Annotated in this window: 26 protein-coding genes and 1 pseudogene; 15 read left to right on the top strand and 12 right to left on the bottom strand. The window is 60.5% G+C overall.

Features of this window, described 5'->3' with window-relative positions:
• A pseudogene (locus KBY73_RS06200) lies at positions 1-188 on the top strand (photosystem II q(b) protein); the annotation flags it as partial.
• Positions 189-282: 94 nt separating this feature from the next.
• On the opposite strand, the gene KBY73_RS06195 reads toward KBY73_RS06200, so the two are convergent.
• Genes KBY73_RS06195 through KBY73_RS06185 form a run of 3 tightly spaced genes read right to left on the bottom strand, consistent with a single transcriptional unit; the run spans position 283 to position 5,109 of the window.
• On the bottom strand, positions 283-1,410 hold the full coding sequence (locus KBY73_RS06195) for an efflux RND transporter periplasmic adaptor subunit (protein ID WP_254936188.1): 1,128 nt from the start codon (positions 1,408-1,410) through the stop codon (positions 283-285).
• Positions 1,407-4,538 (bottom strand): efflux RND transporter permease subunit, encoded by a 3,132-nt coding sequence (locus tag KBY73_RS06190; RefSeq protein WP_254936187.1) that lies wholly within the window; start codon positions 4,536-4,538, stop codon positions 1,407-1,409. The genes KBY73_RS06195 and KBY73_RS06190 overlap by 4 nt, the downstream gene beginning before the upstream one ends.
• Positions 4,531-5,109, bottom strand: a complete 579-nt coding sequence (locus tag KBY73_RS06185) for a hypothetical protein (protein ID WP_254936186.1) — start codon at positions 5,107-5,109, stop codon at positions 4,531-4,533. Before KBY73_RS06185 ends, KBY73_RS06190 begins: the two co-directional genes overlap by 8 nt.
• Positions 5,110-5,219: 110 nt before the next feature.
• Here KBY73_RS06185 and rppA point away from each other — a divergent pair, with 110 nt between their 5' ends.
• Entirely contained in the window at positions 5,220-5,939 is a 720-nt protein-coding gene (gene rppA / locus KBY73_RS06180; RefSeq protein ID WP_254936240.1) for a two-component system response regulator RppA, read from the top strand.
• A complete protein-coding gene (gene rppB / locus KBY73_RS15050; RefSeq protein ID WP_254936185.1) occupies positions 5,936-7,294 on the top strand; it encodes a two-component system sensor histidine kinase RppB in 1,359 nt (452 codons plus the stop codon). Before rppA ends, rppB begins: the two co-directional genes overlap by 4 nt.
• Here the strand turns inward: rppB and KBY73_RS06170 are convergent.
• Entirely contained in the window at positions 7,273-7,695 is a 423-nt protein-coding gene (locus tag KBY73_RS06170) for a MerR family DNA-binding transcriptional regulator (protein WP_254936184.1), read from the bottom strand. The genes rppB and KBY73_RS06170 overlap by 22 nt on opposite strands.
• 55 nt (positions 7,696-7,750) lie before the next feature.
• On the opposite strand from KBY73_RS06170, the gene KBY73_RS06165 reads away from it, so the two are divergent.
• The 3 genes from KBY73_RS06165 to KBY73_RS06155 are packed head-to-tail and all read left to right on the top strand — an operon-like array spanning position 7,751 to position 9,024.
• The gene (locus KBY73_RS06165) at positions 7,751-8,467 is read left to right on the top strand and encodes a DUF305 domain-containing protein (RefSeq protein WP_254936183.1); all 717 of its coding nucleotides are present in this window, start codon (positions 7,751-7,753) and stop codon (positions 8,465-8,467) included.
• A gap of 54 nt (positions 8,468-8,521) precedes the next feature.
• Entirely contained in the window at positions 8,522-8,743 is a 222-nt protein-coding gene (locus tag KBY73_RS06160; protein ID WP_254936182.1) for a DUF3721 domain-containing protein, read from the top strand.
• Positions 8,744-8,757: 14 nt separating this feature from the next.
• Complete coding sequence (locus KBY73_RS06155; protein ID WP_254936181.1) at positions 8,758-9,024, top strand: hypothetical protein; 267 nt, start codon at positions 8,758-8,760, stop codon at positions 9,022-9,024.
• 7 nt (positions 9,025-9,031) lie between these two features.
• Here the strand turns inward: KBY73_RS06155 and KBY73_RS06150 are convergent, their stop codons facing one another.
• Together KBY73_RS06150 and KBY73_RS06145 are read right to left on the bottom strand one after the other, a co-directional pair.
• Positions 9,032-9,211: a hypothetical protein gene (locus KBY73_RS06150; RefSeq protein ID WP_254936180.1), complete on the bottom strand. Its 180-nt coding sequence runs from the start codon at positions 9,209-9,211 to the stop codon at positions 9,032-9,034.
• A 30-nt stretch (positions 9,212-9,241) separates the two neighbouring features.
• On the bottom strand, positions 9,242-9,508 hold the full coding sequence (locus KBY73_RS06145; protein ID WP_254936179.1) for a hypothetical protein: 267 nt from the start codon (positions 9,506-9,508) through the stop codon (positions 9,242-9,244).
• Between the two features lie 38 nt (positions 9,509-9,546).
• Here KBY73_RS06145 and KBY73_RS06140 point away from each other — a divergent pair, with 38 nt between their 5' ends.
• Complete coding sequence (locus tag KBY73_RS06140) at positions 9,547-10,074, top strand: NADPH-dependent FMN reductase (RefSeq protein WP_254936178.1); 528 nt, start codon at positions 9,547-9,549, stop codon at positions 10,072-10,074.
• Positions 10,071-10,796, top strand: a complete 726-nt coding sequence (locus KBY73_RS06135) for a pirin-like bicupin family protein (RefSeq protein WP_254936177.1) — start codon at positions 10,071-10,073, stop codon at positions 10,794-10,796. The genes KBY73_RS06140 and KBY73_RS06135 overlap by 4 nt, the downstream gene beginning before the upstream one ends.
• A gap of 113 nt (positions 10,797-10,909) precedes the next feature.
• On the opposite strand, the gene KBY73_RS06130 is transcribed toward KBY73_RS06135, so the two are convergent.
• Positions 10,910-11,599, bottom strand: a complete 690-nt coding sequence (locus KBY73_RS06130) for a DUF305 domain-containing protein (RefSeq protein ID WP_254936176.1) — start codon at positions 11,597-11,599, stop codon at positions 10,910-10,912.
• Positions 11,600-12,058: 459 nt separating this feature from the next.
• Between KBY73_RS06130 and KBY73_RS06125 the strand changes: the two genes are divergently transcribed.
• The 4 genes from KBY73_RS06125 (at position 12,059) to chrA (ending at position 17,146) form a co-directional block, all read left to right on the top strand.
• Positions 12,059-14,161 (top strand): copper-translocating P-type ATPase, encoded by a 2,103-nt coding sequence (locus KBY73_RS06125; RefSeq protein WP_396096670.1) that lies wholly within the window; start codon positions 12,059-12,061, stop codon positions 14,159-14,161.
• Positions 14,161-14,586, top strand: coding sequence for a cupredoxin domain-containing protein (locus KBY73_RS06120; protein WP_254936175.1), 426 nt, complete (start codon positions 14,161-14,163; stop codon positions 14,584-14,586). Before KBY73_RS06125 ends, KBY73_RS06120 begins: the two co-directional genes overlap by 1 nt.
• A 354-nt stretch (positions 14,587-14,940) precedes the next feature.
• Complete coding sequence (locus KBY73_RS06115) at positions 14,941-15,303, top strand: AbrB family transcriptional regulator (RefSeq protein WP_254936174.1); 363 nt, start codon at positions 14,941-14,943, stop codon at positions 15,301-15,303.
• A 475-nt stretch (positions 15,304-15,778) separates the two neighbouring features.
• Complete coding sequence (chrA, locus tag KBY73_RS06110; protein ID WP_254936173.1) at positions 15,779-17,146, top strand: chromate efflux transporter; 1,368 nt, start codon at positions 15,779-15,781, stop codon at positions 17,144-17,146.
• 9 nt (positions 17,147-17,155) lie between these two features.
• On the opposite strand, the gene KBY73_RS06105 is transcribed toward chrA, so the two are convergent.
• Positions 17,156-17,641: a hypothetical protein gene (locus KBY73_RS06105; protein WP_254936172.1), complete on the bottom strand. Its 486-nt coding sequence runs from the start codon at positions 17,639-17,641 to the stop codon at positions 17,156-17,158.
• 876 nt (positions 17,642-18,517) lie between these two features.
• Here KBY73_RS06105 and KBY73_RS06100 point away from each other — a divergent pair.
• Positions 18,518-19,192, top strand: a complete 675-nt coding sequence (locus tag KBY73_RS06100; RefSeq protein WP_254936171.1) for a cupin domain-containing protein — start codon at positions 18,518-18,520, stop codon at positions 19,190-19,192.
• Between the two features lie 373 nt (positions 19,193-19,565).
• Here KBY73_RS06100 and KBY73_RS06090 read toward each other — a convergent pair whose 3' ends face one another.
• Entirely contained in the window at positions 19,566-20,060 is a 495-nt protein-coding gene (locus KBY73_RS06090) for a hypothetical protein (protein ID WP_254936170.1), read from the bottom strand.
• A 914-nt stretch (positions 20,061-20,974) separates the two neighbouring features.
• On the opposite strand from KBY73_RS06090, the gene KBY73_RS06085 reads away from it, so the two are divergent.
• Entirely contained in the window at positions 20,975-21,418 is a 444-nt protein-coding gene (locus tag KBY73_RS06085; RefSeq protein WP_254936169.1) for an EamA family transporter, read from the top strand.
• Positions 21,419-21,627: 209 nt separating this feature from the next.
• Here the strand turns inward: KBY73_RS06085 and KBY73_RS06080 are convergent, their stop codons facing one another.
• Both KBY73_RS06080 and KBY73_RS06075 read right to left on the bottom strand, forming a co-directional pair.
• Entirely contained in the window at positions 21,628-21,939 is a 312-nt protein-coding gene (locus tag KBY73_RS06080; RefSeq protein ID WP_254936168.1) for a hypothetical protein, read from the bottom strand.
• Between the two features lie 70 nt (positions 21,940-22,009).
• Positions 22,010-22,255 (bottom strand): hypothetical protein, encoded by a 246-nt coding sequence (locus KBY73_RS06075; protein ID WP_254936167.1) that lies wholly within the window; start codon positions 22,253-22,255, stop codon positions 22,010-22,012.
• Here KBY73_RS06075 and KBY73_RS06070 point away from each other — a divergent pair.
• The gene (locus KBY73_RS06070; protein ID WP_254936166.1) at positions 22,254-22,445 is read left to right on the top strand and encodes a hypothetical protein; all 192 of its coding nucleotides are present in this window, start codon (positions 22,254-22,256) and stop codon (positions 22,443-22,445) included. The genes KBY73_RS06075 and KBY73_RS06070 overlap by 2 nt on opposite strands.
• A 106-nt stretch (positions 22,446-22,551) precedes the next feature.
• Here the strand turns inward: KBY73_RS06070 and KBY73_RS06065 are convergent, their stop codons facing one another.
• Positions 22,552-26,568, bottom strand: a complete 4,017-nt coding sequence (locus tag KBY73_RS06065; RefSeq protein WP_254936165.1) for a magnesium chelatase subunit H — start codon at positions 26,566-26,568, stop codon at positions 22,552-22,554.
• Positions 26,569-26,611 lie beyond the last annotated feature (43 nt).

Raw genomic sequence — 26,611 nt, 5'->3', positions numbered from 1 at the left:
ACGGTTTCAACTTCAACCAGTCGATCCTCGACGGCCAAGGCCGTGTGGTGAACACCTGGGCAGACGTTCTCAACCGCGCTGGTCTGGGTATGGAAGTGATGCACGAGCGCAATGCTCACAACTTCCCCCTTGACCTGGCTGCTGCTACTGCCACCCCCGTGGCACTGACCGCACCTGCAATCGGTTGATAGTCAACAGCCCAGCTACGGCTGGGAAATAACGGAATCCCAAAAGCTCCCTCTCACCAGGGGGCTTTTTTATTGGCTGGGTGGTTGGGCTTCGTCAGTTCTGGCTAGATGGCTGTGGCCCTGCCAGGGCGTCAAGCAGCTTGGCGGTGTTGCCGCTCAGCAGCCGATCGCCGCTGCGCACCCCTTGCAGGATCTCTGCCCGGTTGGCTGACTTTTGGCCCACCACCACCGGCACGGCCTGCACTGCGCCCCGTTGATACCGGAAAACCACCGCTGAGCCATTGACCAGCGCAATGGCATCTGCCGGCAGGGAGTAACGCTGCTCCGAGGACGGCACCTGGATGAAGGCCGTCACCGCTGTGCCCGTGGGTGGCAGCGGCTCATCCACCGTCTGGGCGCGCACCAAGGTGACTCGATTTGCGGAGCCACTGTCGGGAGCCACTGCTAGAACTCGGGCGCGCAGATGCCGGGCTCCAGCTTTCACCCGCAACAGCTGACCGCTCGCCAGGTTGGCGCCCAGCACCGGGGATACCAGGAAGCGCAGTTCGCTGCCCCGCGAATCACTGATCTGCGCCACCTCTTGCCCTGGTTGGAGCACCTCTCCAGGTGATGTCTTCAAAGCAACGACCTGGCCGCTGATGGGGCTGCGGATCAGCAGGCGTCCGATCCGATCGGGGTGTCCCATCGCCGAGACCTTGGCAGTCGCGGCCCGGGCATCAGCTGCTGCCGTGACGCTGGCGATGCGCCGGCTCTCAAGCTCCTGGGCCGAGAGCGCACCTTGGCGTGCCATCGGCAGGGCTAGCCGGTATTGGTAAGCCAGCGATTGCTCCGTAGCCTGGGCCGCTTCCGCATCGGCTCGCACCACAGCAGCATCGGCGCTCTGCACTTCGGCGATCGGCTCGCCTGCCTGAACGGCGGCGCCCGGTGCCACCAACAGGCGCACAACGCGGCCCGCCACGGGCATACCCACGCTGGAGCGTGAACCAACAGCCGCTTCCACAAAGCCGGAGATCGGGCGTTCCGTGCCCGTGCTCAGCTCCGGACGAACAATGCTGAGGCTAGAACGCCAGAGTTGTTCCTCGTTGAGGGCGATGGTGCCGTTTGCTTTGACCCGCTCTGATGCTGCTTCTGAGGGAGAGGGGGCCGGCCGGCCGCTGTAGCGACCCAAGCCGATCCCCAGCAGCAGCGAGGCGGCGATCGCCAGGGGCACAAGCACTTTCATGGCTGGAACGGAGCGAGAGCAGGAGTCGGAGCACTGACAGGGGGCAATAGCCAGTGGCCAAAGCGGGCATAGAGCGCCGGAATCACCAGCAGCGTCAGGACGGTGGAGGTGATCAGGCCGCCGAGCACCACCACCGCCAGGGGCTGCAGGATTTCGTTGCCGGCCCCGAAGGCCAAAGCCAGCGGTAGGGCGCCCAGGGCGGATGAAAGCGCGGTCATCAAGATCGCGTTCAGGCGCTCGAGGCTGCCCTCGCGGATCACCTCAGTAAGGGGCTGACCTGCGCCGTGGCGGCGGTTGTAGTTGTCCACCAGCAGCAGGCCGTTGCGCACGGCGATGCCGAACAGGGTGATGAAGCCGATCAGCGAGGCGATCGAGAGCACGCCGCCGGTGAGCAACACCGCCACCACCCCGCCGATCAGGGCCAGGGGCAGGTTGAGCATGATCGCTGCGGTGGCCGGCAGCGATTTCACCGAGACCACCATCAGCACAGTTATGACCACGGCGGCCACCAGGCTGTAGAAGACAAGGCTCGCGGTGGCCCGTTCCTCCGACTCGAACTGACCGCTGTAGCGAATCGTGTACCCCTGGGGCAGACGCACGTCCCGTGAAATCGTGCGCTGGATGTCCTTGACGACCGTGCCAAGCGGGCGGCCGCTGACGTTGGCGGACACCACGATCAAGCGGGAGACGTCTTCCCGGTTGACGACATTGGAGCCCAGGCCTTCCTCGATCCAGGCGACGCTTCCCAGCGGCACGGTCATGCCGTTGCTGAAGGCCACCGGCACCGATCGGATCGCCTCGAGGTTCTGTCGGGCGTTCTCCTGCAGCTGCACCAGCACATCGCTGCGCACCCCGCCTTCCACCACGTGGCCGACCACCTTGCCGTTGAGAGCAACCTCCACCGCCTGGGACAGCTCCTCCACCGTCAGGCCCAGGGCTGCCGCCAGCGGACGGTCGTAGTGGATCTGCACCTGGGGGATGGGCAGCTGGGGCTCCAGCTGCAAATCCACCACTCCTGCGACCGGCTTGATCGCATTTTCCACGGCTTCGCCGATGCGGCGCAGCTCGGCCAGGTCGGTGCCGTAGATCTTGATGGCGATGGCACTGCGCACCCCGGAGAGCACCTCATCCATGCGGTGCGAGATGAAGCCGCCGATGTTGGGGGCCACGCCGGGCAGCCGCAAAAAGGCCTGACGCAGTGCAGCAATGGCAGCGGGCCGATTGGCCATCGCCTGGTCGCTCAGTTCCACATCCACGTGGGCCAAGTTCACGCCAGCCCCATCGGCATCGCCGGGAGCCCGGCCCGTGCGCACCTGCACCCACTCAAAGAGGGGATTGTTCTGCAGCGAACGGGTGAGGGCCAGGCCAGCCCGGTTGGTCATGTCCAATGAGACCCCCGGATAGAGAACCATGGAATTCACCAGTGATTTCTCGCGGAATTCCGGCAGAAACACCCGCCCTAGAGCCGGGAGCACTAAGGCGCTGGCCACCACCAGGGCCAGGGCGATGGCCAGCACCCGCCGGGGTGAGTTCAACGCCTGATCGAGGATCGGGCGGTAGAGCCGCTCGGCCTGAGTGGCCAGCCAGGTGTTTTCTGCCGGCAGCTGCACGGGCGCCAGCAGGATGGCGCAGAGGGCCGGCGAGAGGGTCACCGCCACCAGCGTCGAGGCGCCGATCGACAACAAATAGGCCAACCCCATCGGCGCAAAGATGCGCCCTTCCACGCCGGTGAGCGAGAAGATCGGCGCAAACACCACCGCGATGATCACGGTGGAAAACAGCACCGGTTGGCGCACCTCCACCGAGGTGTCAAACACCACCTGCAGCGGCGCTTTGGGAGAGCCGCTGGCCTGGTTGCTGCGCAAGCCCCGGTAGCAATTCTCCATATCCACGATCGAGTCATCGACCACCGAGCCGATAGCCACCACAAGCCCGCCCAGGGTCATGGTGTTGATGCCGAGGCCTAGGGACTTCATCAGCATCAGGCCGATCAGCAGAGACAGGGGAATGGCGCTGAGGCTGATCACGGCGGCTCGCAAGTTCATCAAGAACAGCACGATCACCACCGACACGATCACCACCCCCTGCAGCAACGACTCGCTCACATTGCGAATGGCGCTGTCGATGAAGTTGCTCTGGCGGAATGTGGTCTGAATCAGCACATCCGCCGGCAGGGTGCGGTTGAGTTCGCCCAAGCGCCGATCCACCGCTCGCGTCACCGTGGGGGTGTCGACATCGGGCTGTTTAGTCACCATCAGCACCACCGCCGGCTTGCCGTTGAAGCTGGCGTCACCGCGCTTGAGCGCCGCGCCGCGCTTCACCTCGGCCAGGGTTGATAGCAGCACCGGTTGCCCCTGCTCATTGCGCACCGCGGTATCGGCCAGTTCGCTCACCTGCGTGATCTGGGCCATGGGGCGAATCAGACGCTCCTGGCCACCACCGATCAGAAAGCCACCGGGGCTGGTGGCCATGGCGGCGCCCACACCCTCCATCACCGCTTGCAGCGAGACGTTCTGCACCTGCAGCTCCTGCGGATCCAGCAGCACCTGAAACTGCTGTTCATCGCCGCCGTAGATCGTGACCTGGGCCACGCCCGGCACCGCCAGGATCGATTGGCGGTAGGAGCGCAACACCAGCTGCTGCAGATCCAGCAGCGAGGTGGCTCCATCGCCTTTCAGCGTGAAAGCCACCTGCAGGATTGTGCCGAGTGGTGAGACCAGCGGTGAGAGTTCGGGAGCACCGGCATTGACCGGCAGCTGGGGGCTCACCTGCTGCACCCGCTCCGCCACCGATTGGCGGGCGCGATAGATATCGGCGCTTTGGTTAAACACCACCTGCACCATCGACAAACCCGCCTTGGAGGAAGAGCGCACGGTCTCCACCCCGGGTATACCGTTCAGGGCCGATTCGATCGGCAACGTTATCCGCATCTCCACCTCCTCCGGTGAGAGACCGTCGACGCTGGTCTGCACATCCACCTGGGGCGGGGCAAACGGCGGGAAAACATCCAGCGGCATCTGACCCACGGCCAACACACCCCAGAGGCTGATGACGACCGCAGCGGCAACGAACAACCAGCGGCGGGCGATCGAAAAGCGCAGGGTGGCGTTAAGCAGCCGCTCAAACATCCGTCTTCTTGCGCCGGCTCAGCCAAATGGCGCCAGCGGCCAGCACTACAACACCACCGGCGGCAAGGATTGGCACTGGTGGGGCGGTGTTGGTTGGTGCTTTGTTGGCTGCTTGTGCGAGTGGCTTGTTGTTCGCCATTGCCGGCTCGGCCTGCTGGGTCTTCATCGACTCGGCATAGAGAGAGAGCGCCCCGGAGATCACCACGTCGTCGGTGGGATCTATTCCCTCCTTCACCACAACACGGTCTCCCTGGCTGTCGCCCGTCTCGACGATCACCGGGTCGTAGGTCTTCTCGGTCTGCACGAACAGCAACGGTTGGCCCTTCACATCCACCAGCGCTGTGCTGGGCACCGTCAGACCATCGGGGCCCGACTCCGGCTTGGCCGTGGCCACGCCCAGCAGCCCATCGCTCTCGGCGTTGCGCTTCACCTGGCGCGCATCTCCTTGCTTCTGGAACTCATCGCCGTGGCCCACATGGGCCAAGGCCCCAGGAGCTGATGTTGGGATGGCGAGCAGGGCGGCGGCGCAAATGCAGCCGTTGGCAGCTAGCTGCAGGATCCGGTTGACCAAGAGCCCAGGGGGGAAGTGAGTGGTTTGAGGGTGACGCAACCGGGATGAAAAACAGGTGAAAGCAACCGTGCTGCCTAGCATCTGCCTACAGGAGTGCACCTTCGATGCCGCTGCGGATCCTGCTGGTGGAAGACGAGGCGGATCTGGCCTCCTCCATCCAGACCGTGCTGCAGCGCCAGGGCCATGTGGTGGATCACTGCCCGGGTGGCCTGGAGGGCTGGAACCTGCTCAGCGGTGAACTGGACGACGGCGGTGGCCCCCGCTATGAGCTGGCGATCTTCGATTGGATGCTGCCGGATCTGAGCGGCCTCGAACTCTGCCGCCGTGCCAGGGCCTCAGACCTGGGCCTGCCGTTGCTGTTGCTCACCGCCCGCAGCGACACGGCGGATCGAGTGGAGGGACTCGATGCCGGCGCAGACGATTACCTGAGCAAGCCCTTCGCGATGGAGGAGCTGCTGGCGCGGATCCGGGCGTTGCAGCGCCGCCACCCCGCTTACCGGGAGCCGCTGTTGGAGGCTGGCTGCTACTGCCTGGATTACTCCACAGGACACCTACTGGTGACCACACCAACAGGGCAGGTGAGCGTGGAGCTTTCGGCCAAGGAGCAGCAGCTGATGGGCTATTTCCTGGAACACCCCAGCCAGATCATTCCCGGTTCGCGGCTGCGAAATCAATTGTGGGACCTGCACCAGGACCCGGTGAGCAACGTGGTGGCGGCCCAGGTGAGGCTGCTGCGGCGCAAGCTGGCTAGCTATGACCTGACCTCCCCGATTGAAACGGTGCCCAGCAAGGGATATCGGTTTGATCCGCAGGCGGGACTGCATACGTGAGTCAACTCCTCTCTCCAGTGCCGCAGTTGCTGTGGCGTGCCCGCCTACGGCTGGCCGGCCTATCGCTGTTGGTGATGGGCACCGTTCTCTACGGCGCTGGTTTTTGCATGGGCCAGCTGCTGCTGCAAACCCAAGAAGCAGCAATCAAAAGAGAGCTGGAAACCCTTGCCGGCACCCTGCACGACAGCCTCAAGCCCGCCCTGCCGCACGATGCCAGGCCCTCTGCTTCCCTTGCCGCTGTGTTGCCCGGGCTCTGCCTGGCCGGTGAGCCGTGCAGGCCCCCAGCCGATCTGATCCATCGCCACGCGATCAGTGCCACCGACTCCGACCGCTTTCAGCTGAGGGTGCTCGATCAGAACGGAACTTTGATAGCAAGGTCCCCCGGGGCTCGGCAGCAAGAGCCAAGGCCTGGGCAGCTGGGCTGGTCGCTATCAGGCGATCGCAGTACGGAGCGCTGGGGCGCGTACACCATCCACTTGCATCACGCCCATGGTCCAGGTGAGCCCAACTGGGGCTATCTGCAAATCTCCCGCAACCTGGCTGATCTTGATGCGGAGGCTGAGCGGTTGTGGTGGCTTGGGCATGCAGTTTTTCTCCTGGCGATGCTGGCGATGGCCGTAGCCAGCTGGTGGCTGGCGGGCCTGGCGATGGCGCCTCTGCTTGAGGCTTACCGCAGGCAGGAGCAGTTCAGCTCCGATGTGGCCCATGAGCTGCGTACGCCGCTGGCCAACCTGCTGGCGGTGGTGGAAGCCGAGCACGGCGCTGTGGCCCAGACCAATCAGCCGGCGAAGGCCAGCCTCAATCGGGTGCTGGCCCAGGGCCAGCGGTTGCAACGGCTAATCGCCGATCTGCTCCTGCTAGCCAGCCTGGAGCAACCCGCCTGCCTAGAGACGCAGGAGTCCTGCCGGCTCGCCGAGTGCCTGGAAGATCTGATTGAGGACTTCGGCGAAACAGCTCATGCCAGGGGGGTGACTCTGGCGCTGCAGGTCCCTGATCCTGATCGGATGGTGCGCGGACAGAAGCGAGAACTGGTTCGGCTGTTCTCCAACCTGCTCAGCAACGCCATCCAGCACAGCCCGGCCGGTGGCGTGGTGCTCGTCGAACTAGGCCAGCAGGGATCAAACCTGCGTGTCGCGGTGAGCGACCAAGGGCCAGGAATTGCTGCCTGCGAGCAGGAGCGCATCTTTGAGCGCTTCTATCGAAGTGATGCCAGTCGATCGCGCCAATCCGGCGGCACGGGGTTGGGCCTCGCCATTGCCCAGGCCATCGCCGGGCGTCATCGGGGCTGGCTCTCCGTGCAGAGCACCCCTGGCGCCGGCAGCACGTTTTTCCTTCAGCTGCCTGCACTTACTTGAGCTGGCCTGCCGCCGCAGCTCTGCCAAGTGCTGAGCAGTCCGTTGAGCTCAGCATGGAGAGATTGCAAATCGACAATCCGCTGCTCGATCTCGCCGGCCTTGCCACGGATCGTGGCCTGCAGGTTGTCGCAGGTACACATCCCCGATCGGCGGGCCTCCAGTACGGCTTTGATTGTGGGCAGAGGGAGCTCAAGCCCCCGCAGGGTGCGGATCAGGGCAAGGTCGCTGTCAACCGACTTATCAAAGAGCCGGTAGTGCCCCTCACTACGGCCTGATGGCTGCAGCAGGCCCTGGTCGCAATAGAAGCGGATCGTCTTCACCGAAACGCCCAAACGCGCAGCCACCGCACCGATCTTTTGGAGCTTCTGGGCCGGCACCTCTGGTGGCTGTAGTGCGGCCACTTGACTCTCCAGCAAGAGGAGACCCCATCGTAGGAAAACAGCCAACTCCCTACCCATGCCTTCCCTTGCTGCATCGCTCTTGCTTGCCGGGATCTTGACCGCCCCAGCCCTGGCCCAAGGCGATCCCCACCAGCACCATCGAAACCACCATCAGCACCATCAGGCCGCCCCTGCTGCAGCTCCCCAAAGCCAGGGGCATGGCAGCCACGCCAGCCATAGCCATGACGTTGGCCCAGCCGGTGCCACCTACGACCTGCGCTGGCTCGACGCAATGGTGCAGCACCACACCGGTGCGCTGCGGATGAGTGAGTTTGTGTTCAACATCGACCACCCCGGGGTGGGCGCCCTGGCCAACGGCATCTGGCGCGAGCAGGCCCGCGAGATCAGGGCCATGGGCCTGTGGCGCAAGTCCTGGTATCCAGAGGCGCCGGTGTATCCCGTGGCCCTCAGGCCGGGCGGTGATCCCAACTCCATGAGCAGCCTGGAGCGCATGGGCGCTGCCCAGATCCAGGCGATGCAGATGATGGGCTCCACCCCCACCAAAGCCAACCGGGTGGTGTGGTTTCTAGAAGGAATGATCGCCCACCACGGCGGTGCCCTGCAGATGGGCCACGACGCCCTCAACAAGAGCAGCAATCCCACCGTGCGCCGACTGGCTCGGCAGATCATTGTGGCGCAGCGCGCTGAAATCATCGAGCTGCGCCGCATGCTGCGCCTGGAGGGATTGATCAAGCCGGAGTACAGCCAATACGACGCACTCTTTCGCTTCTAACTCTTTTGATCTCACTCTTTTGAACTGACTCCTTTGAACTGATCGATTCCCCTGATGGATCTCTTCCCCATGACTAGCCGCATGGCCCTGATCGCCCTGGCCCTGGCGGCATTGCCGCTGGCCAGCCGCGCCCACCCCAAGGGCATTCATGACACCCAGCAGCAGGCCGAGCAACGGGCCAAGGAACTCGGCTGCACAGGCACTCACCTGAACAGCGGTAAGTGGATGCCCTGCAGCAATGAGGCAACCCTGCACCAGCACCTGCGTCACCACTAAGCGCTATGCCTTTTTTGCCTAAAACTCGCTGGCGTCAGCTGCACCGCTGGGTAGTGCCTATCTCGGCGGCACCACTACTGCTCACCGCCGCCACCGGCTCGCTCTACAGCCTGCTGCTCGAGCAGGGAATAGACGCCTTCTGGCTGCTCAAGATTCACTCTGGTCGCTTTGGCCCGCTGAATCTGCAGCCCTATTACTCAGGGCTACTGGGGCTGTTCACGCTGGTGGTCATTGGGTCCGGCTTGGCCCTTCTAATTTCAAGCCGCAGGGCCAAGGCCTGAGTGAGGTTCAGCTACCGGCGAGCATCACCGCCCCAATGGCACCCATCATCAAGTTCTCCGCAAAGCGGACCACTCCAAGAGGGGTGTTGGAGTTACCGCCCACGGAGGCGCAGTTGAGAGCCAGGTGTGCGAGGAAGACGGCCTTGCCCGCCAACACCATGCCCACGGCACCGGGCAGAACCGCCACCGCTCCCACCTGCAGCGCCGCCGCGTTGACCTAGGGATTCAGCAACACCCCAAGCCCCACGAGCACTTCGATGCCGGGGCAAGAGCGTCCCCAGGTTCGCCAGCGTTGGCTGAGCAGGTCGTACCTGCGGAAACTGGTAGCGAATGCTTCCACATCCATCAGATTGAGCATGGCCAGCAGGCATATAACCAACCCCATGAAGCCGCTGATCCCTGCTGCAAGGACCAAGGCCATCAGGCCGGCGGTGAGGATCACGAACACCACTGATGCGTAGGAGACATCAGCAGAACCGGCCACGCTGGCCATATCGATTACCTCACCCTGAAGCCCCGGCCATGAGTACCTCAACCTCCACAGATGTGCTGGTGATCGCCGCTAGCAACGGCCATAACCTCCAGCTGGCTGAGCGCTTCGCAGCGGCCGCCCGCCAGCAGGGCCAAAGCGCTGCTGTGCTCGATCTCACCACCATCAACCTGCCCCTGTTCACCCCGCGAGCCCAACTCGCCGGCACACCCCCAGTGTTGGCGGCGTTAGAGACCCAGCTGGCTGCCGCTCAGCGCTGGGTGATCTGCTCGCCGGAATACAACGGCTCGATCCCGCCGGTGCTCACCAGCGCCATCGCCTGGCTGTCGGTGCAGGGCAGCGACTTCCGGACCCTTTTCAACGGCCGCCCCGTGGTGATCGCCACCCACTCCGGCGGCGCCGGCCATGGCGTGCTGACGGCAATGAGGCTGCAGCTGGCCCATCTCGGTGCCCATGTGGTGGGTCGCCAGCTGTCGAGCAACAGCGACAATCCCGCCAAGGACGACTCCATCGCTGATCTGATCACGCGACTGCACCAGCTCCATATTGCCCAACCATGACCTCCTCCTCCACGCCGACTACCACCGCCCCAGGCCTGGTATTTCGCCCGGCCGCCGAGCGCTTCCACAGCCAGCACGATTGGCTCGACAGCTGGCACAGCTTCTCCTTCTCCAGCCATTACGACCAGTCCTGGATGGGCTATGGCCCCCTGCGGGTGATCAACACCGACGTGATCGCCGCCGGCACTGGCTTCGGCATGCACCCCCACCGCGACATGGAGATCATCACGGTGATGGTGGAGGGCCAGCTCAACCATTGCGACTCGATGGGCCACGCCGAGGTACTGCGCGCCGGCGAGGTGCAGTGCATGAGTGCCGGCACAGGTGTGGTGCACAGCGAGATCAACCAGGGAGATAAGCAATGCCGGCTGCTGCAGATCTGGATTGAGCCCAGCAGCACTGGCATCGCCCCGGCCTACCAGCAGAAGGCGTTCGCCATCGGCCCTGGCTGGACGCCCCTGCTGGATCCCGAGCAGGCCGATGGCGCCATGGCGATCCACCGGCCGGTGCGTCTCTGGCGGGCTCAGCCCGGTGCAGGCGAGACCCTTAGCCTGGCCCTTGGCACAGGCCGCCAGGGCTGGATCCAGCTGATTGATGGGGCCGGGGAGGCCGATGGCCACGCCCTGCAGCAGGGTGATGGTCTGGGCTACGGCGCCGGCAAGCTGGATGCCTTCACCGCAGGGTCAGCTGGAGCAGACCTGCTGCTCTTTGAATTGTGTTGAACGTCATCATCGGGATTGATTCGGGTCGATGGGTCCTTGGCGGGGAGCCGGTCAGCCTGGCCTCCTCGAGGGATTTGGAGTGTCGAGGATGAAGAACCGATCCATGGGTGGCGTCAGGGTGTGCCGTACCAGCTGCGATACCACTGGGTCATCTGCTGGATTTCATCGCTCTGCACCCGCACCATCGCCTGCTGCAACTGACGAAGCTCCGGGTGCTGGGAATTGGTCTGGGCCATCGAGGCCATCATCACGCCCATCTGGTGGTGGGGAATCATCTGCTCGATGAAGGCACGGTCGAAGTCCGGGGCTGCGCTCAAGGCAGAGAGGTTCGTCCCCCCGCCCATGGCGCCCCCACCCATACCCCCTCTCATTCCCATCCCCATGCCCATGCCGTTCTGCCAGCCCCAGCCTGTTCCCAGTCCCCAGTTCGATACATCCTGGCCGAACCACTTCCAATACCAGTCGCGCATCTGGGCGTTCTCGCGCGTCTGACTGACCTTGATGCTCTTCGCTAGGGCCTTGATCTCGGGCCGCTTGGCGCGGGTAAGGGCGAGGTCGGCCATGGCGATCGCCCCGTCGTGGTGGGGGATCATCATCACGATGAAGTGCTGATCCGAATAACCCATCCCTATCTGGCCGGGGCCCCCCACGCCTCCTCCATGCCCGGGCATGCCGTCACCGCTCCAACCCTGGGATAGGCACCGGCCGCCAGCCCAAAGGGAGACCGTGAGGATGCCTCCCGTGGCCAGCAGCAGCAGGGCTGGCCGTCCGAAGCTTCTTCGGGGTGGATCGGTGTTAGCCATCGTTTCGAGACCGCTCGCATGCCATCCATCTCCAAGGTGGCCATGGGCCAGAAAGTGGTTTGACAATCCAGCCAAATGTTCACGCGACCTCCGCCCGGTCATGGCGCAGCAATCGAGCCCTGATGCTGGCGAATTACATCGATGCCTTCTGACTGCTTGAAATCCACACGGACAACTTCAAGATGATTAACCTGCAGATCTATTAGCCGGAGATCATCTTACCCGGAGATTATCTTACCCGGAGACAATCGGAAATCTCACATTGATGATTACCTTCTCCGGCGTCGGCCTGCTGCTCGGTGGTAAGCGCAAGCCACTTGCTACATAACTGAGCTCAAAGGCGAAATATCAAGAGCCAGAATACGAAAAGCACTGGATATTGATCTCCATTGAACTGGACATCACTAGCTTGAAGAGATAGACCCGCGCCAACGCCAGGCCTCTGATGTCACGCACACAATGAGCGCCCCTTCCCCCGGCCCACCCTGCTGCTCAGCCGAGGGCCTAGCCGTTTCGGTGGACGCTATGGAGCGGGAGCTGGCCCGGGAGCGCACTTTGTTGCGCCGCAAGGTCAGCGTTGCTGCCGTCCTCACCCTCCTGGTGATGGGCTCCAGCCTGCCCCACATGCTGGGGCTTCACAGCCTTCCGTTCCTGCCGCTCTGGTTCACAAGCCCCTGGACCCAGCTGGTCCTCACCACACCAGTGTTGTTCTGGTGCGGGCGTGACTTCCTCACCGGCGCCGTCTCGGCTTTTCGGCAGCACTTCGCCGACATGAACACCCTGGTGGCGGCCGGCACCGGCATCGCTTACCTCACCTCGCTGTTCACCACCCTGTTCCCCCAGGTGCTGATCGCTGAAGGTCTGCCCGCCGACGTCTACTACGAAACCGTGGCGGTAATCCTGACCTTGGTGCTGCTGGGCCGGCTGCTGGAGGCCAGGGCCCGCGGTCAGACCTCAGAAGCAATCCGGCGGCTGCTGCAGCTGCAGCCCGCCACCGCCCGGGTGCTGCGGGATGGACAACCGGTTGAAGTTCCGGTGTCGATGCTGGTGGTCGGCGACCTGGTGCAGGTGCGTCCCGGCGAAAAGATCCCGGTGGACGGGGAGGTGTGCGAAGGCAGTTCCTGGGTGGAGGAGTCGATGCTCACCGGTGAACCCACCCCCGTGGCCAAAGCTGCCGGCGATGCCGTGATCGGCGCCTCGATGAACCGCAGCGGCAGTTTCACCTTCCGCGTCAGTCGGGTGGGGGCCAACACGGTGCTGGCCCAGATCGTGGAGCTGGTGCGCCAGGCCCAGAGCTCCCGCACCCAGGTGCAGCGCCTGGCTGATCAGGTGGTCGGCTGGTTCGTGCCTGTGGTGATCGCCCTGGCTATTGCCGCCTTCGTGGTCTGGTTCTTGATCAGCGGCAATCCCGTGCTGGCGATGCTGTTTCTGGTGAGCGTGCTGGTGATCGCCTGCCCTTGTGCCCTGGGCCTGGCCACCCCCACGTCGATCATGGTGGCCTCCGGCAAGGGGGCGGAGAACGGCCTGATCTTCCGCAGCGCCGAAGCCCTGGAAACGGCCGGGAAGCTCCGCACCATCGTGCTCGACAAGACCGGCACCCTTACCCGAGGCCAGCCGGAGGTGACCGATTTCGAGCGGCTGGCCGGTGGCGTGCTACTTGCCGACACCCTGCTGGCGCTCACCGCAGCGCTGGAATCTCGCTCGGAGCATCCCCTGGCCGAAGCGATCACGACCTATGCCCGCAGCCAGTTGAAAGACAGTGAACTGCCTGCGGTGGAGGGCTTTGAGTCGGTGGCGGGCCGGGGCGTGCAGGGATCGATAGCCGGCCAGCAGGTGCGGGTCGGTACCCCCCGCTGGTTCAAGGAGCTCGGCATCGACACCGCCGCCCTAAAGCCCTTGGTGGAGCGTCTTGAGGCCGCCGCTTGCAGCGTGGCAGCCGTGGTTGTGGACGGGCGGATCGAGGCCTGCTTCGGCGTGGCCGATCCCCTCAAAGCGAGTTCAGCGGCCGCGGTGGCCGCCCTGCAGCGTCTGGGTTTGCAGGTGGTGATGCTCAGCGGCGATGCCCGCCGCACCGCCGAAGTGGTGGCCGACCAGGTGGGGATCGAGCGGGTAATCGCCGAAGTGCGCCCCGCCGACAAGTCCTCGGTGATTCGCAAGCTGCAGGAGCAGGGTGAGGGCCCAGTGGCGATGGTGGGCGACGGCATCAACGACGCCCCAGCTCTGGCCCAGGCCGATGTGGGCATCGCCATGGGCACCGGCACCGATGTGGCGATCGCCGCCAGCGACATCACCCTGATCTCCGGCAACCTGGCCGGCGTGCCGGCTGCGATCGAGCTCAGCCGCGCCGCGATGGCCAACATCCGCCAAAACCTGTTCTTCGCCTTCGCCTACAACGTGGCCGGCATCCCGATCGCCGCCGGCCTGCTGTTTCCCCTCACCGGCTGGTTGCTGAGCCCAATGATCGCCGGCGCCGCCATGGCCTTCAGCTCCTTGTCGGTGGTGAGCAATGCCCTGAGGCTGCGGAACTTCCGCCCGGCGCGCCTTCCTCTTGCAAATAACTGATGCTGACCCTCGCTGCCGCAGCGCCCCTTTGGCGCACCATCGATCAACCCGTGGCCCTCAAAGGGCTGGTGGCCATGGTTGGCTTGCTTCTCATCGCCTGGCAGCTCTGGTGGTTCCTGGGTCGCCATGGTGGTGGCGTGGCAGCCCGCGAGAGCGAGGCAGGATTGCAGGAGATCACCATCCTTGTGGATGGCGGCTATGCACCCTCAAGAATCAAGCTGAAAGCCGGCCAGCCGATGCGGCTTGCCTTTCATCGGGTCGATCCGAGCAGCTGCTTGGCCCAGGTGATCTTCCCCGATTTCCACAAAAGCCTCGATCTGCCCCTTGAGGCAACCGCCAGCCTGGAGTTGCCCCCCACAAAAGCCGGCGTCTATTCCTTCCACTGCGGCATGAACATGGTGCGAGGAGTGCTGGAGGTGGAGTGAGGAACGAGGCTGTACCAGGTAGCTGGCTAAAAAATAAAAACCAGCCAAATTGCGCTCACAGGCTGCCTACGCTGAAGAGTTTGGGCTGGCTGCAAAGCTGTTGAGCAAGATCCATAACGGGTCAGAAGATCCTGGTTTTTCCGCCGCACCAGTCTCCCTTGATCCGGAGCACTCAGCGGAAAGAGGAGTGCTTAGTGAAAGTGAACTAGATGGCTTGGCGCGAACGGGATCCCTTGCAACGAGTCGTCCTACGAGGCAGAACGTTTGAGCAGCCTGTTTTGAGAGTGGGAAATCGAATACCAGAGCCACCGAAGGCCGCTACATTGAGGCAGAACGCATTCGACTTGATTTCCCATGCTTACCGGTCCCGAACTGCTTGCCAAAGTCAAGGAAATGGGCGATGTGTCCAAGTCAGAGCTCGTGCGTGAGTGCGGCTATGTGAGCGCTAAAAAAGATGGCAGTGAGCGCCTCAACTTCACCGCTTTCTATGAGGCCCTGCTGGGTGCTAAGGGTGTAAGCCTCGGCAGCGATACCACCGGACGGGGCAAGGGTGGGCGCAGCCTTAGCTATGTCGCAACTGTTCAGGGCAACGGCAATCTGCTGGTGGGCAAGGCCTACACCGCCGTGCTCGACCTATTACCCGGCGATGAGTTCGAAATCAAGCTGGGCCGTAAGCAGATCAAGCTGATTCCCCTGGGCAGCACAGAAGAGGAGTGAGCAGCCACTGGCCGTGCTCTCTTGCCCAGTGAAAGCAGGCACCTGTGAATTAGGTGCCTGCATGACCGCCAGCCCCCCTTGGTGGTGGTTAGATCCACACCGATTAGCGCAGCGGGGTGGTTGCTTTAAGTCCGCCCATGAAGGGCCAAAGAAAGAGCAGCCCAAAGATGCACCGGAAGCATCCGAGGTATTCCACCAGCGAAACCAAAGGGAAGCGCTGCTCAACTTTGAAAACAAGGCGATTCTTGCTACCAAAACAGGGATCTCAGAGATCCCTGTGTGGTGTCTGAGCGCCCGGGGACCATGGCCTCCCCCTGCTGCACCTTGGCCCGCATTCTCAAGGCCACCTGGACTGTGCTAGCACTGAAGTAATGCCATACCTTCTCCCACGGCTGGCAGGGCAGAGCTGGGTGTTTGTCGACAATGGCAACCTGGTCTAGTGATCAGGATGAATCTCGTCACACCGAAGCAAGCCGTGAGCCTGAAAGAGGCCTCTCGCTTCTGGCTGCAGCTGGGACTGGTGAGCTTTGGTGGGCCAGCGGGTCAAATTGCCCTCCTGCACCGGGAGCTCGTCGATCGCCGTCGCTGGCTTTCAGAGCGGCGCTTTCTGCACGCTCTCAACTACTGCATGGTGCTGCCGGGTCCGGAGGCCACCCAGCTGGCCACCTACCTGGGCTGGCTGATGAACGGGGTGCCGGGCGGCTTGATCGCTGGCGGACTTTTCCTGGCCCCATCGGTGCTGCTGCTCACCACCTTGGCCACTGCCTATGCGCTCTGGGGCCAGCTGCCGCTGCTGGCGAGTGTGTTCGTCGTGCTCAAGCCAGCCGTGCTGGCAATTGTGCTGGTGGCTGCCTGGCGGCTCGGCCAGCGGGCCCTACGCACACCCCTGCTGATCGGCATTGCTACCGCGGCGTTTCTGAGCCTGGCGGTGCTGCGCCTGCCCTATCCGCTGGTGGTAGTTGGGGCAGCTCTCAGCGGCTTAGTGGCGGGCCGCTGGCGACCTGGATTGTTATTTGCCCCAACTCCCCCCAGCCCAGCCACCCAGCTGAGCGCATCGACAACGGAAACCACTGCCCTTCCGCAACAAGAGCCAGTTCATGGCGACCAAACGTCCACACCCGAGCATTGCCGCTTCTCGCGCCGCCATCTGGCGCTCATTTTGCTGGTCTGGGGGCTGGCCATATTAATTCCCTTGGCCTTGCTTGCTGCCGTTGGCGGCTGGAGCGGCACCCTGGCAGTGATGGCTCGCTTCTTCACGCGCGTCGCCCTGCTCAGCTTTGGTGGGGCCTACGCCGTTCTGCCCTACGTAGCCCAAGGTGCCGTGGAGCAGTTCGGCTGGCTGAACGCCAGCCAGATGCTTGATGGTCTGGCCCTAGGGGAAACCACGCCTGGACCCTTGATCATGGTGGTGGCCTTCGTGGGCTTCATGGGCGGCTGGAACCGTGGCCTCGGTAACGGGCTCGCTGATGGCATTGGCGATGCGGGTGGCAGTTTGTCGCTGGCCATATCCGCCACCCTGGTCACCGTGTGGTTCACGTTTTTGCCGTCCTTCGGGTTCATACTCACTGGCGCACCTCTAGTAGAGGCCAGCCGCGGTGACCTGCGTTTTGGCGCGCCGCTCACGGCGATCACCGCAGCCGTTGTCGGGGTAATAGGAAGTTTGGCGGCGTTCTTCTCGGGTCCGGTTCTCTGGCCACTGGGAGCATTCAGTCCGACAGCAGCGCTGGTGGTGGCACTGGGGCTGCTGGCCCAACTCAAGTGGCGCTGGAGCGTTTTGCAGGTCATCGGTGCCGCAGCTGCCTCCGGAGCTTGCTGGGCTGGGCTGGCGCAGCTCGTGAGCTGAAGGCTGTTCTCATTGCTCGCGTTCACAGCTGTAGTGCTCAGCATTTCCGCGCAATTGAGCGAATTGCGGGTGATCTGGATCAAGTGCCTGCCACCACCAGCGCCCATCGGAGTAACTGGGAATCCCAGCGTTGTTGGTGCGTGGTAATTGCAGACTAAGTTCGCGCCAGCGCAGCACCATGAAGGCTCCGGGCACTGTATCGGCGTTGCTATTGGGGATCCCTACAGCATCCACAGCCCCGTTGAAGGCGATTGCTTCCAGCGAGTCGCCCTCACAGAGGAAATGTTGCGCGGTGGTGGTACTGGCGTGAGCGCTTGGTGCCGTAAGCAGCATCAACAGGCTCAAGGCGATGGCAACCAGCTCTCTGAGCAATTTCCTTTCTGTTGTGACAGGCAGGCACGATTCACTTTGGCAGTTAATGGGCGCATTGTCATCAAAAGCAGGCCTGGAGCGCCTGACATTGGTCTGCCTCTCTCGACGAAGGACTGCGGTCATTAGTGCCAAGCCCCTTTATGCCTGAAGTATCACATCATATTGTTTTCAATAGGGTTCTGAATCGATGCTTAGCGAAAATCAAGCCAGTGACCAGCACTAACGTAATCGGACCGATAGTGATGAATCAGTTTTGAGCTAATTGGGCAGCTTCAGGATCAATCCGCTAAAACTCAGACGCAAACCTTAGGACCTATGAAAGCTGGCCCTTGATGAGTAGAAATTGGATCCCCATGTGGAGATCCCTTCGCAACTTAATCCGTAAGGAAACTAAATTGAAGCCCTTGACAAGAATATCAAGGGAGCACAGAAACCCTAACTGGGATAGGTGAACAGTGCAGTCCTTACCAAGCGCATGGTCGTTGCTGGGCACCGCAGGGATTGTCGCTGTTGCCTAACTCTGCGGGTGTTTGAGGACGATCTCCACCTGAGTTAGGCCCTCCACGCTGCTCTGCCATGGCTGGCATGCCAGTTGCAGCCAGCATGAGCAGTCCCAGCATCGGGAACAGTAGGTTTTTCATGGCTATCTTGGCAAAGGAGCTAGGGAGCACAAAACCTTGCCTCCCCTTTTAATCTGGCCACTAGCAATGGTCAGGATTCGAGTGCTGCACTTTTGAGTTAAATAAGCCGCTGCTTGTCAGCACAGCCAGCCTCAACAACCGTTGTATTTCAGTCAAGGAGGTATCCAGACGGGGCTCCCGATGCCACCCGCTCCAGGACACAGGTGAGTATTGGCAGGCAGGAGAACTCTCTTCAACTATCCCTTGGGATGCTGGCTCACGACAGCGGGCAGGGGGTCACGTCTCCAGCAGCGCGACTAGACCAGAAGACCGCACCATTAGCTACTACTCTCGACCATTAGGAGCCAGAATCCACCTTATGAAGCTCCATGCAGACCTCAGTCAGCGGGCGGTGCTGGACACCAATGCTCTCGATTGGAACCACTCCCCAATGGCTGGGGTGGAGCGGCGCCTGCTTGATCGCAATGGCGGCGAGGTAGCCCGGGCAACCTCGATCGTGCGCTATGCCCCAGGCAGCCATTTCGAGCGCCATCTTCATGGCGGTGGCGAGGAGATCCTGGTCTTGGAGGGCACCTTCTCAGATGAGCAAGGCGACTACCCAGCCGGCACCTACCTGCGCAACCCCGCTGGCTCCAACCATGCTCCATTCAGCGTAGCGGGCTGCACCATCTTGGTGAAACTGCACCAGATGCACCCGGCAGATCAGCTTCAGCTGGTGATAGACACCAACAAAAAAGCCTGGCTTCCAGGTCTAGTCAAGGGATTAGAAGTGCTGCCACTACACGCCTTTGGTTCTGAACATCTAGCCCTAGTGCGATGGGCACCGGGCACGGTGTTTCAGCCCCACAGCCATCCAGGTGGGGAGGAGATTCTGGTGCTCGCTGGCGTATTCCAGGACGAACACGGCACCTATCAAGCTGGTAGCTGGCTGCGCAATCCGCCCGGAAGCGTGCACAGGCCGTGGAGCGAAGCCGGTTGCACTATCTGGGTTAAGACCGGCCATCTGCCGGAGACGATGGCTCCGCAGAGCTAGGCGGCAATCGTCGCTCCACCTGTAAAAAAACAAACCAGGCGACCCCAGCAGTGATGCCACCGGTCCAATCATTCCGAAGGAGCTCGATAATAGACACCGTGCTTGCGCCAATACGTAAGCCCCGCAGCAGAAAACGGCCTAGCCGCTCTAAACGAGAGGAACTACTTAACATCATGATCTCACTATTTTATTACACGGAACCAAAATGAATGAACAGAAGGAGAAGTGGGGGTCGACTTAGATTCGGGCCAAATCCATAATGGCATAGCTTTTGCCCATCCAGACTGGAAGAAGCTACCTATGTACGCCATGACAATAAAATTAGCTCATTCAATTTAGGCAACCAGCGTTAAATCCTAAAAAACAAAGCTCACTAGTCGAACACGATGGGCGTATCTAGATCATTGCAGAAGTCGAACAAAGTTGGACTCGTAACGCTTCCATCGGCAAAAGTAGCACGGATAAATTGCTTACAATCGTCGTCATTTGTAGAAGCAGCCCAATCGATCCGAACTTTCTTGCCTGCTCTAATTCCGCCATTTAAATCAAACTTGAGCCAGCTACCACCTTTTTCCTTAGCCTCTAAACGGGTAATGGCGGAGTTGCTATCATTTTTAACATAGAAATACCATTCAGCGGCCTGAACAGAGCTAGCAAAGCTCGGCGCCAGGACCGATACCAAAGCAGCACATCCGAGTAAATATCTGCGAAAGGATGGAAGCATGGATTTTTTGCGCCCCATTTGCGGGCAGCAGCAACCAATAATAATATCATCAGACAGAGGAACCACAGTTTTATAAACAAAATCCAACAACAAACAAATTACAAGAAAAGCGAATAGCAAGAACAGCCAGTCACCTACGATCAAAAACTAATCAGAAACCAACAATTTAGCAAAAGTGACTACATATTCATAGCAAGATGGATAGACCGCAGAAAAATACGCTGAACCAATCGGAAACCACACATGCAAAAGCTTCGGACCCACTATGTGGCGGCCAAAGGTGGCTTAATGAGAAGAGATACAGGCTATCTCCAGTTCGGTAGTGACCCAGCTTGTCATTGAATCCCAAAAACACTTCATCCGGAGTCACGGGTGCCTGGTAACGATTCTGTTACATCCCTCTGCAGCGCTGATCCAAGCGTGGCCTGGGGGAGCAGCAATAAATGTGCAAATACTGCTGCCGCACATAGCCTGGACCTGACTCGCCTTTCGAATTCGCTTGAAAAAGATCACCGGACCACTGCGCAGGGCAATGATATATGGCGCAGTCAGCTACGGAGGACTAGTTCTAATCAACAACTCAGAGCTGAACCTACCAAACATGTGGATAGCATATCTACCAATGTTTATCGGAGTCTATGTGTTGACCCAATGGCTAGATCGAAAAATTAGTGGCTGAGGCATGCAATTAATAATCCCAAGCATTGCTATACGAACGTTGAAGAACTCCAATTTCTGCAACTGCTCCATATGGATCGATCGCTCGGACCTTCGCTGAAGGGGCTTATCCCTGGAAGGAGTTTTATTGACGATCTATACAAAGTTAATAGATCGAAAGGAGCCGCATAAAAACAAGAGCCAAAGGAGGCCTAGCTGTAACGACGCGTCGATCGGTTCCATCAAGCCCCCCAGTGAATGAAGTGGTCTGGCTGGAGAAGCGTCATCTTTCCGGGCAGAGGGGTGCTCGGCTAGAATAAAAAAAAGGCTGCACCATAATTCTTTTTGGCCATTCATGTGAAATTTAGACTTAACCCAGCACTTGCGGATACCAGATTTAAATGAGCCCAATTCCGGTATTACCACTTTGGTTCACATGGGCCTTAATGTCAGCAATTTTCGCCAGCGCCTCTGCCGTACTTGGAAAGATTGGACTTGAGAATGTAGAAGCAGACTTAGCCACCCTTATTCGCACAGTTGTCGTATCAATATTCCTGCCGTTACTCATAATTGCTTCTGGCAAATGGAGTAATCCATTTGAACTATCTCAACAAACATGGACATTCATAACCCTTTCTGGCATAGCTAGCGGCTTATCATCATTCTGCTTTTTTAGGGCCTTGAAACAAGGTGACGCGTCATTGGTGGTGCCTGTTGATCGTCTAAGCCTGTTACTGGTAGCCCTCATAGGCTTTGCTTTTCTTGGCGAACGCCCCTCAGCCACTGGCTGGGCAGGACTATTACTCGTCGCCGGGGGAGGCTTGCTTCTATCATTTTCCGAATAAATTGGCCAGGCTATTAAATAAAGTTAATCGGACAAGTTAATTTACTAAGCCAAGGATAAACCTAGTTTTATGAACATCTGTCGAGCGAAGTCTTCAGCAGCTCAAAATCTCTAGAAAGTCGACCCAAAGGAGCAAAGGGGCAAAGCTTTATAATTAACGGAATTCAAATAAGTTTCTAGAAATAATAAACTACACGAATTTTGTCAGAACTACTCCTCAGCGTTCCCCTCGACTTTTCCAAAAACGTTACCCCATACATCGCCCTTAACATCCCCCCAAACGCTTCCCTCTACATTGCCATTTACATTACCAAGGACATGGCGCCCAACATTTGCGCCGACATCGCGGCCAACATATCCTTCTACGCTTCCCTCAACATCTCCATAAATATCTCCGCGGACACTGCCCTGAATATTCCCAGTAACATCACCCCACACATGTGCATTAACCTGAAGAATCCGCAGCTTGCCGTCAACCAGTCCAAACGTGACAAGCTTATTAATTTCCTCGATCTCAGACATTCTCTTACGTATTAAGTGAACAATTGATCATAGCCCATGCCCAGCATTCCCAAATCATTATTCACCGTAACTAAGACCCCGCCGGATGGCCAATAAGTTCAGATGAAGCGCTTGCGGATATCAAGCTGCGCAGCAGGGGGTAGCGCTCCACCATCGCGGCGTATTCAGGTGAATTGCGATAGGAATGCTCCAAGAGCCGGTAGTCCTGGTCTTGCTGCATAGCGCCAGCTGTTTGGCCATACAGAACCGAAAGGGGCTCTGCCTCGTTAAGAACCTCGAGCTCGATGGGCCTGAGACCAATTTTTTCGGTTGTCATGGAAGTGCTGGGTGCAGCGCTCGGGGTTGCTGCAGAACGCTGCGTTACAAAGCTGGCGCGGCTGCAAAGCAATGGAGCCAGCTGTCAGCGGAATCAAACAGAAGCAGCTGCTTCCATGATTGCGCTGGAGGTGGCTTCGAACTGCAAGCAGGCTTCCTGGATGGAGTTCGCAGGCAAGGTTTCAGGCTGAGCCGTTGCTGGCCCAGGTCAGAGTCGAAGATCCATTACCTACTCAAAAAGGCCAAGCACTTGCTTCGCACTAACTGAGTCGAGCCGGTGGAGCAAGCAAGAAATTCTCACCCCTCCGTAACCCCCTCAATCCGGTCTTCGATCTCCTGATAGATCTCCTGCAACTGGGCGATGTTTTCATCGCTGGTTTCCCAGTAGCCGCGGCCATTTACTTCGAGCAGGGTGCCCACGATGCGGCGGAAGCTGTGGGGATTGAGCTCCATCAGACGCTTGCGCATCTCCGGATCATTGATGAAGGTGTCGTTTGCCTCCTCGTACACGAAGTTGTCTACCGAGCCGCTGGTGGCGCTCCAGCCCAGGGTGAAGTTGAGCCGTTTGGCCACTTCGCGTACGCCCTCGTAGCCGCTATTCAGCATGCCCTCATACCACTTGGGATTGAGCAGCTTGGTGCGCGAATCGAGGCGAATGGTTTCGCTCAAGGATCGCACCTGGGCGTTAGCCGTAGTGGTATCAGCGATATAACTTGCCGGTGCCTTGCCATCGTCGCGCAGGCCGGCGATCAGCTTGGTGGGGTCAGAATCGAAGTAGTGGCTCACATCGGTGAGGGAAATCTCAGCCGAATCCAGATTCTGGAAGGTCACATCAGCGGTTTTCATAGCTGATTCGAATACTTCGCGGTTCTGGTTCATCTCACCTGGATTATCGGCGTTGAAAGCAAATGTCTTGCGGGACAGATACATCTCCTGCAGTTCGTTCTCCTCCTCCCAGGTGCTGTTCTCCACCGCCAGGTTTACGTTTGAGCTGTAGCTGCCGCTGGCATTGGAAAACACACGTGTCGCCGCATCCCGCAGGGACACGCCCTGGGCCGCCGCCTGCTCCTGGGCGTGGCGGCGCACGAAGTTCATATCCAGGGGCTCATCGGCCTCAGCTGCCATCTTGACGCCTTGATCAATCAAACCCATCTGGTTGATAAATAGGTCGCGAAATACGCCGCTGCAATTCACCACGACGTCGATGCGGGGCCGGCCGAGCTCCTCCAGGGAAATCAGCTCCAGCTTGTTGACCCGGCCCAGGGAATCAGCCACCGGCCGCACGCCGATAAACCAGAGGATTTGAGCCAGCGATTCGCCGTAGGTCTTGATGTTGTCAGTGCCCCAGAGCACGCAGGCGATCGTTTCGGGCCAGGCGCCCTGCTCGGCCTTCTGGCGCTCGATTAGCCGATCTACCACCACCTTGGCGGCAGCAATTGCGGCGCGGGTAGGGATCGACTGAGGGTCAAGGGCGTGGATGTTCTTGCCGCTGGGCAGCACGCCCGGGTTGCGGATCGGGTCGCCGCCGGGGCCGGGCAGCACGTATTCGCCATCGAGGGCCTTGAGCAGGCTCTGCATTTCCATATCCGCGCAGATCTGCTCAAGGCAGAAGCGCAGGTAGCCAAACAACTTGTCGAGCTCGGCTTGATCCACCCCTGGGAAGCCAGCTGAGCGGCAGGCACTCAGCCAGGGGCTGGGCAGTTGGAAGCCGAATTTCTCCAGCAGGGCAAACAACCAAGCGAAGTTCTGGCGCAGGGTTACCCGGCCATCGGCTCCGGTTACGGCCTTGACCATGGCGCCCACCGCCGCGCGACACACTTCAGTGATCGTGCGGTTGAGCTCCACATCGACGAGCACACCGTCGTCGTTGCCTTTGTAGATGTCGGCAATCGTGCGGCCCCGGCTCTCGGCCAGCAGGCCCGGCAGGGAGCGCAGGCCATCTTCCTCGCGCTCGAGCGCCGCGATATTCACCAGGGTGGCGATTGCCTCCTCGGCAGTAGGTGGCTTGCCGATCGTGTGCAGGCCGCAGGGCAGCAGCCGGCTTTCGATCTCCATCAGCTGGCGATACACCGCCCCCACCACGCCATCGCGGCCGTCGAGGCCGATCTCCGAGGCATCGGCATCAGGCAACACCACATCTTTGTCGAGGTTGCACTGGCGCGCCGTTTCCACGATCGCGTTGACGATCTGTACGCCCCGGCTGCCCTCTCTCAGTTGCTGGTAGCTGCCCACCAGCTCGCCCAGCTCCTTGAGGCCCCGATACAGGCCGGCATTTTCAGCCGGTGGGGTGAGGTAGCTGATCGTGGAGGCATAGCCTCGCCGCTTGGCGATGGTGGCTTCTGAAGGGTTGTTGGCGGCGTAGTAATAAAGATTTGGTAGGGCGCCGATCAGGGAATCGGGGTAGCAGGTTTCGCTCATGCCCATCTGCTTGCCGGGCATGAACTCCAGCGAACCGTGGGTGCCGAAGTGCAGTACCGCATCGGCCTGCCACACCTTCTCTAAATAGGTGTAGTAGGCGGCAAAGCCGTGGTGGGGGCTGGCGCTGCGTGAATAGAGCAGCCGCATCGGGTCGCCCTCGTAGCCAAAGGTGGGCTGGACACCCACGAACACATTGCCGAAGTGGCGGCCGTAGATCAGCAGGTTGGTGCCGTCGCTGTTCAGGTTGCCGGGGGGCTTGCCCCAGTTTTCTTCAAGCCGCTCGGAATAGGGGGTGAGGCGCTCGTATTCCTCCACGCTCATGCGGTGGGCGATCGAGAGCTCCGGTGCACCCTGGAGGGCTTCTGGATCGTTGATCACGGCTTCCATCAGCGCCTTGGAATCCCGCGGCATGTTCTGCACGTCGTAGCCCTTGGCTTTCATCTCCTCCAGCACCCGGAAGATCGAACCAAATACATCTAGATACGCCGCCGTGCCGACGTTGCCCTTATCAGGGGGGAAGCTGAACACGGTGATCGCCAGCTTCTTTTCAGCCCGGGGCTTGATCCGCAAGGAGGCCCAGCGGATTGCGCGCTCGGCGATCGCCTCAACCCGGTCTTGCAGGGTGTGAGCTTTACCGGTGGCGTCGTCGCGGCCGCTGAGCACTATTGGCTCAATGGCGCCATCGAGTTCAGGGATGGCGATCTGCAGTGCTACCTGGACAGGGTGCAGACCTAGATCGCTCTCCTCCCACTCCTGGGTGGTTTGAAACACCAATGGCAACGCCACCATGTAGGGGCGATTCAGCTTTTTAAGCACCTCAATCGCCTTGGGGTGGTCCTGCCGGGCTGGACCACCCACTAGGGCAAAACCCGTCAGTGACACCACCCCATCCACCAACGGCATGTCGGGGTTGAGCGGGTCGTAGAAGAAAGCATTCACCGGCTTGGTGAAGTCGAGCCCGCCGCAGAAGACCGGAATTACGGTGGCGCCGCGATATTCCAGCTCCTGAATGATCGCCACATAGTGAGCTTCATCGCCGGTAACTATGTGGCTGCGCTGCAGCACTAGACCGATCACCGGACCATTACGGGCCTGCTCGCTGAGATCGCCGCGGCTTGAATTCCAATTCAAATATTCCTTGAGATCTTCAAACATCCCCGGAGCTAGTGGGTGCCAAATGCCCAGGTCGAGAAATACCTCGGGCTCGGCCACAACCACCTCGGGACGGTCGGCCCGGTCTCCCGAGCCGCCCCGGGGGAAGACGTACTTGTCGGCCAGCATCAACAGAAAATTCCTGAGATTATCTGGCGTGCCGCCCAGCCAATACTGGAAGCTCAGCATGAAAGAACGCGCATCTTGCGCCTTCTCCACCGGCAGGTATTTAAGAACTGTAGGCAAGGTATTGAGCAGCTTCAACATCGCGTCTTGGAAGCCTGCGCCGCCCGCCTCCTTGCGCTTTTTCATGAAGCTGGCAATGGCGCTCTTGCTCTGGCCCAGCTGGGCCATCGAGAAGGTGCCGAGCTTATTTAGCCGCATCACCTCCGGCATGGAGGGAAACACCACTGCTGCCTTGAGCCGGTCGCGGTGAGGCGCCACAGCTTCCACCACCTTCTGTGCCAGATCTTCAATGAAGATCAGCGAAGCGATAAACACATCCGCCGCGGCCACATCGGCCTGGAAATCGGCGTAGTTCTGGGGATCGCGCAATTCCTCGATCAGGTAGCCGCTCAGTTCGATCGCCAGGGGGCCGTTCTGGGCATTGAGCGAGTTGGCGGCCTGGGTTAGGGCGTTTTGGTACTGGGGTTCGAGCACCACATAAACGGCCTTCATCACGGCACGGCCGTTCACGTCGCCGGGCGTAACTCGGCGGTTGGTGGAGCGAACCTGCGTGAACATCAGCGCGAATAAGGGGTTGTTGGGGAATCTACGGATGTATCCG

Source organism: Cyanobium sp. Tous-M-B4, assembly GCF_024345395.1.
GTDB lineage: Bacteria > Cyanobacteriota > Cyanobacteriia > PCC-6307 > Cyanobiaceae > Cyanobium_A.
This window is presented reverse-complemented; position numbering and strand designations above follow the sequence as displayed.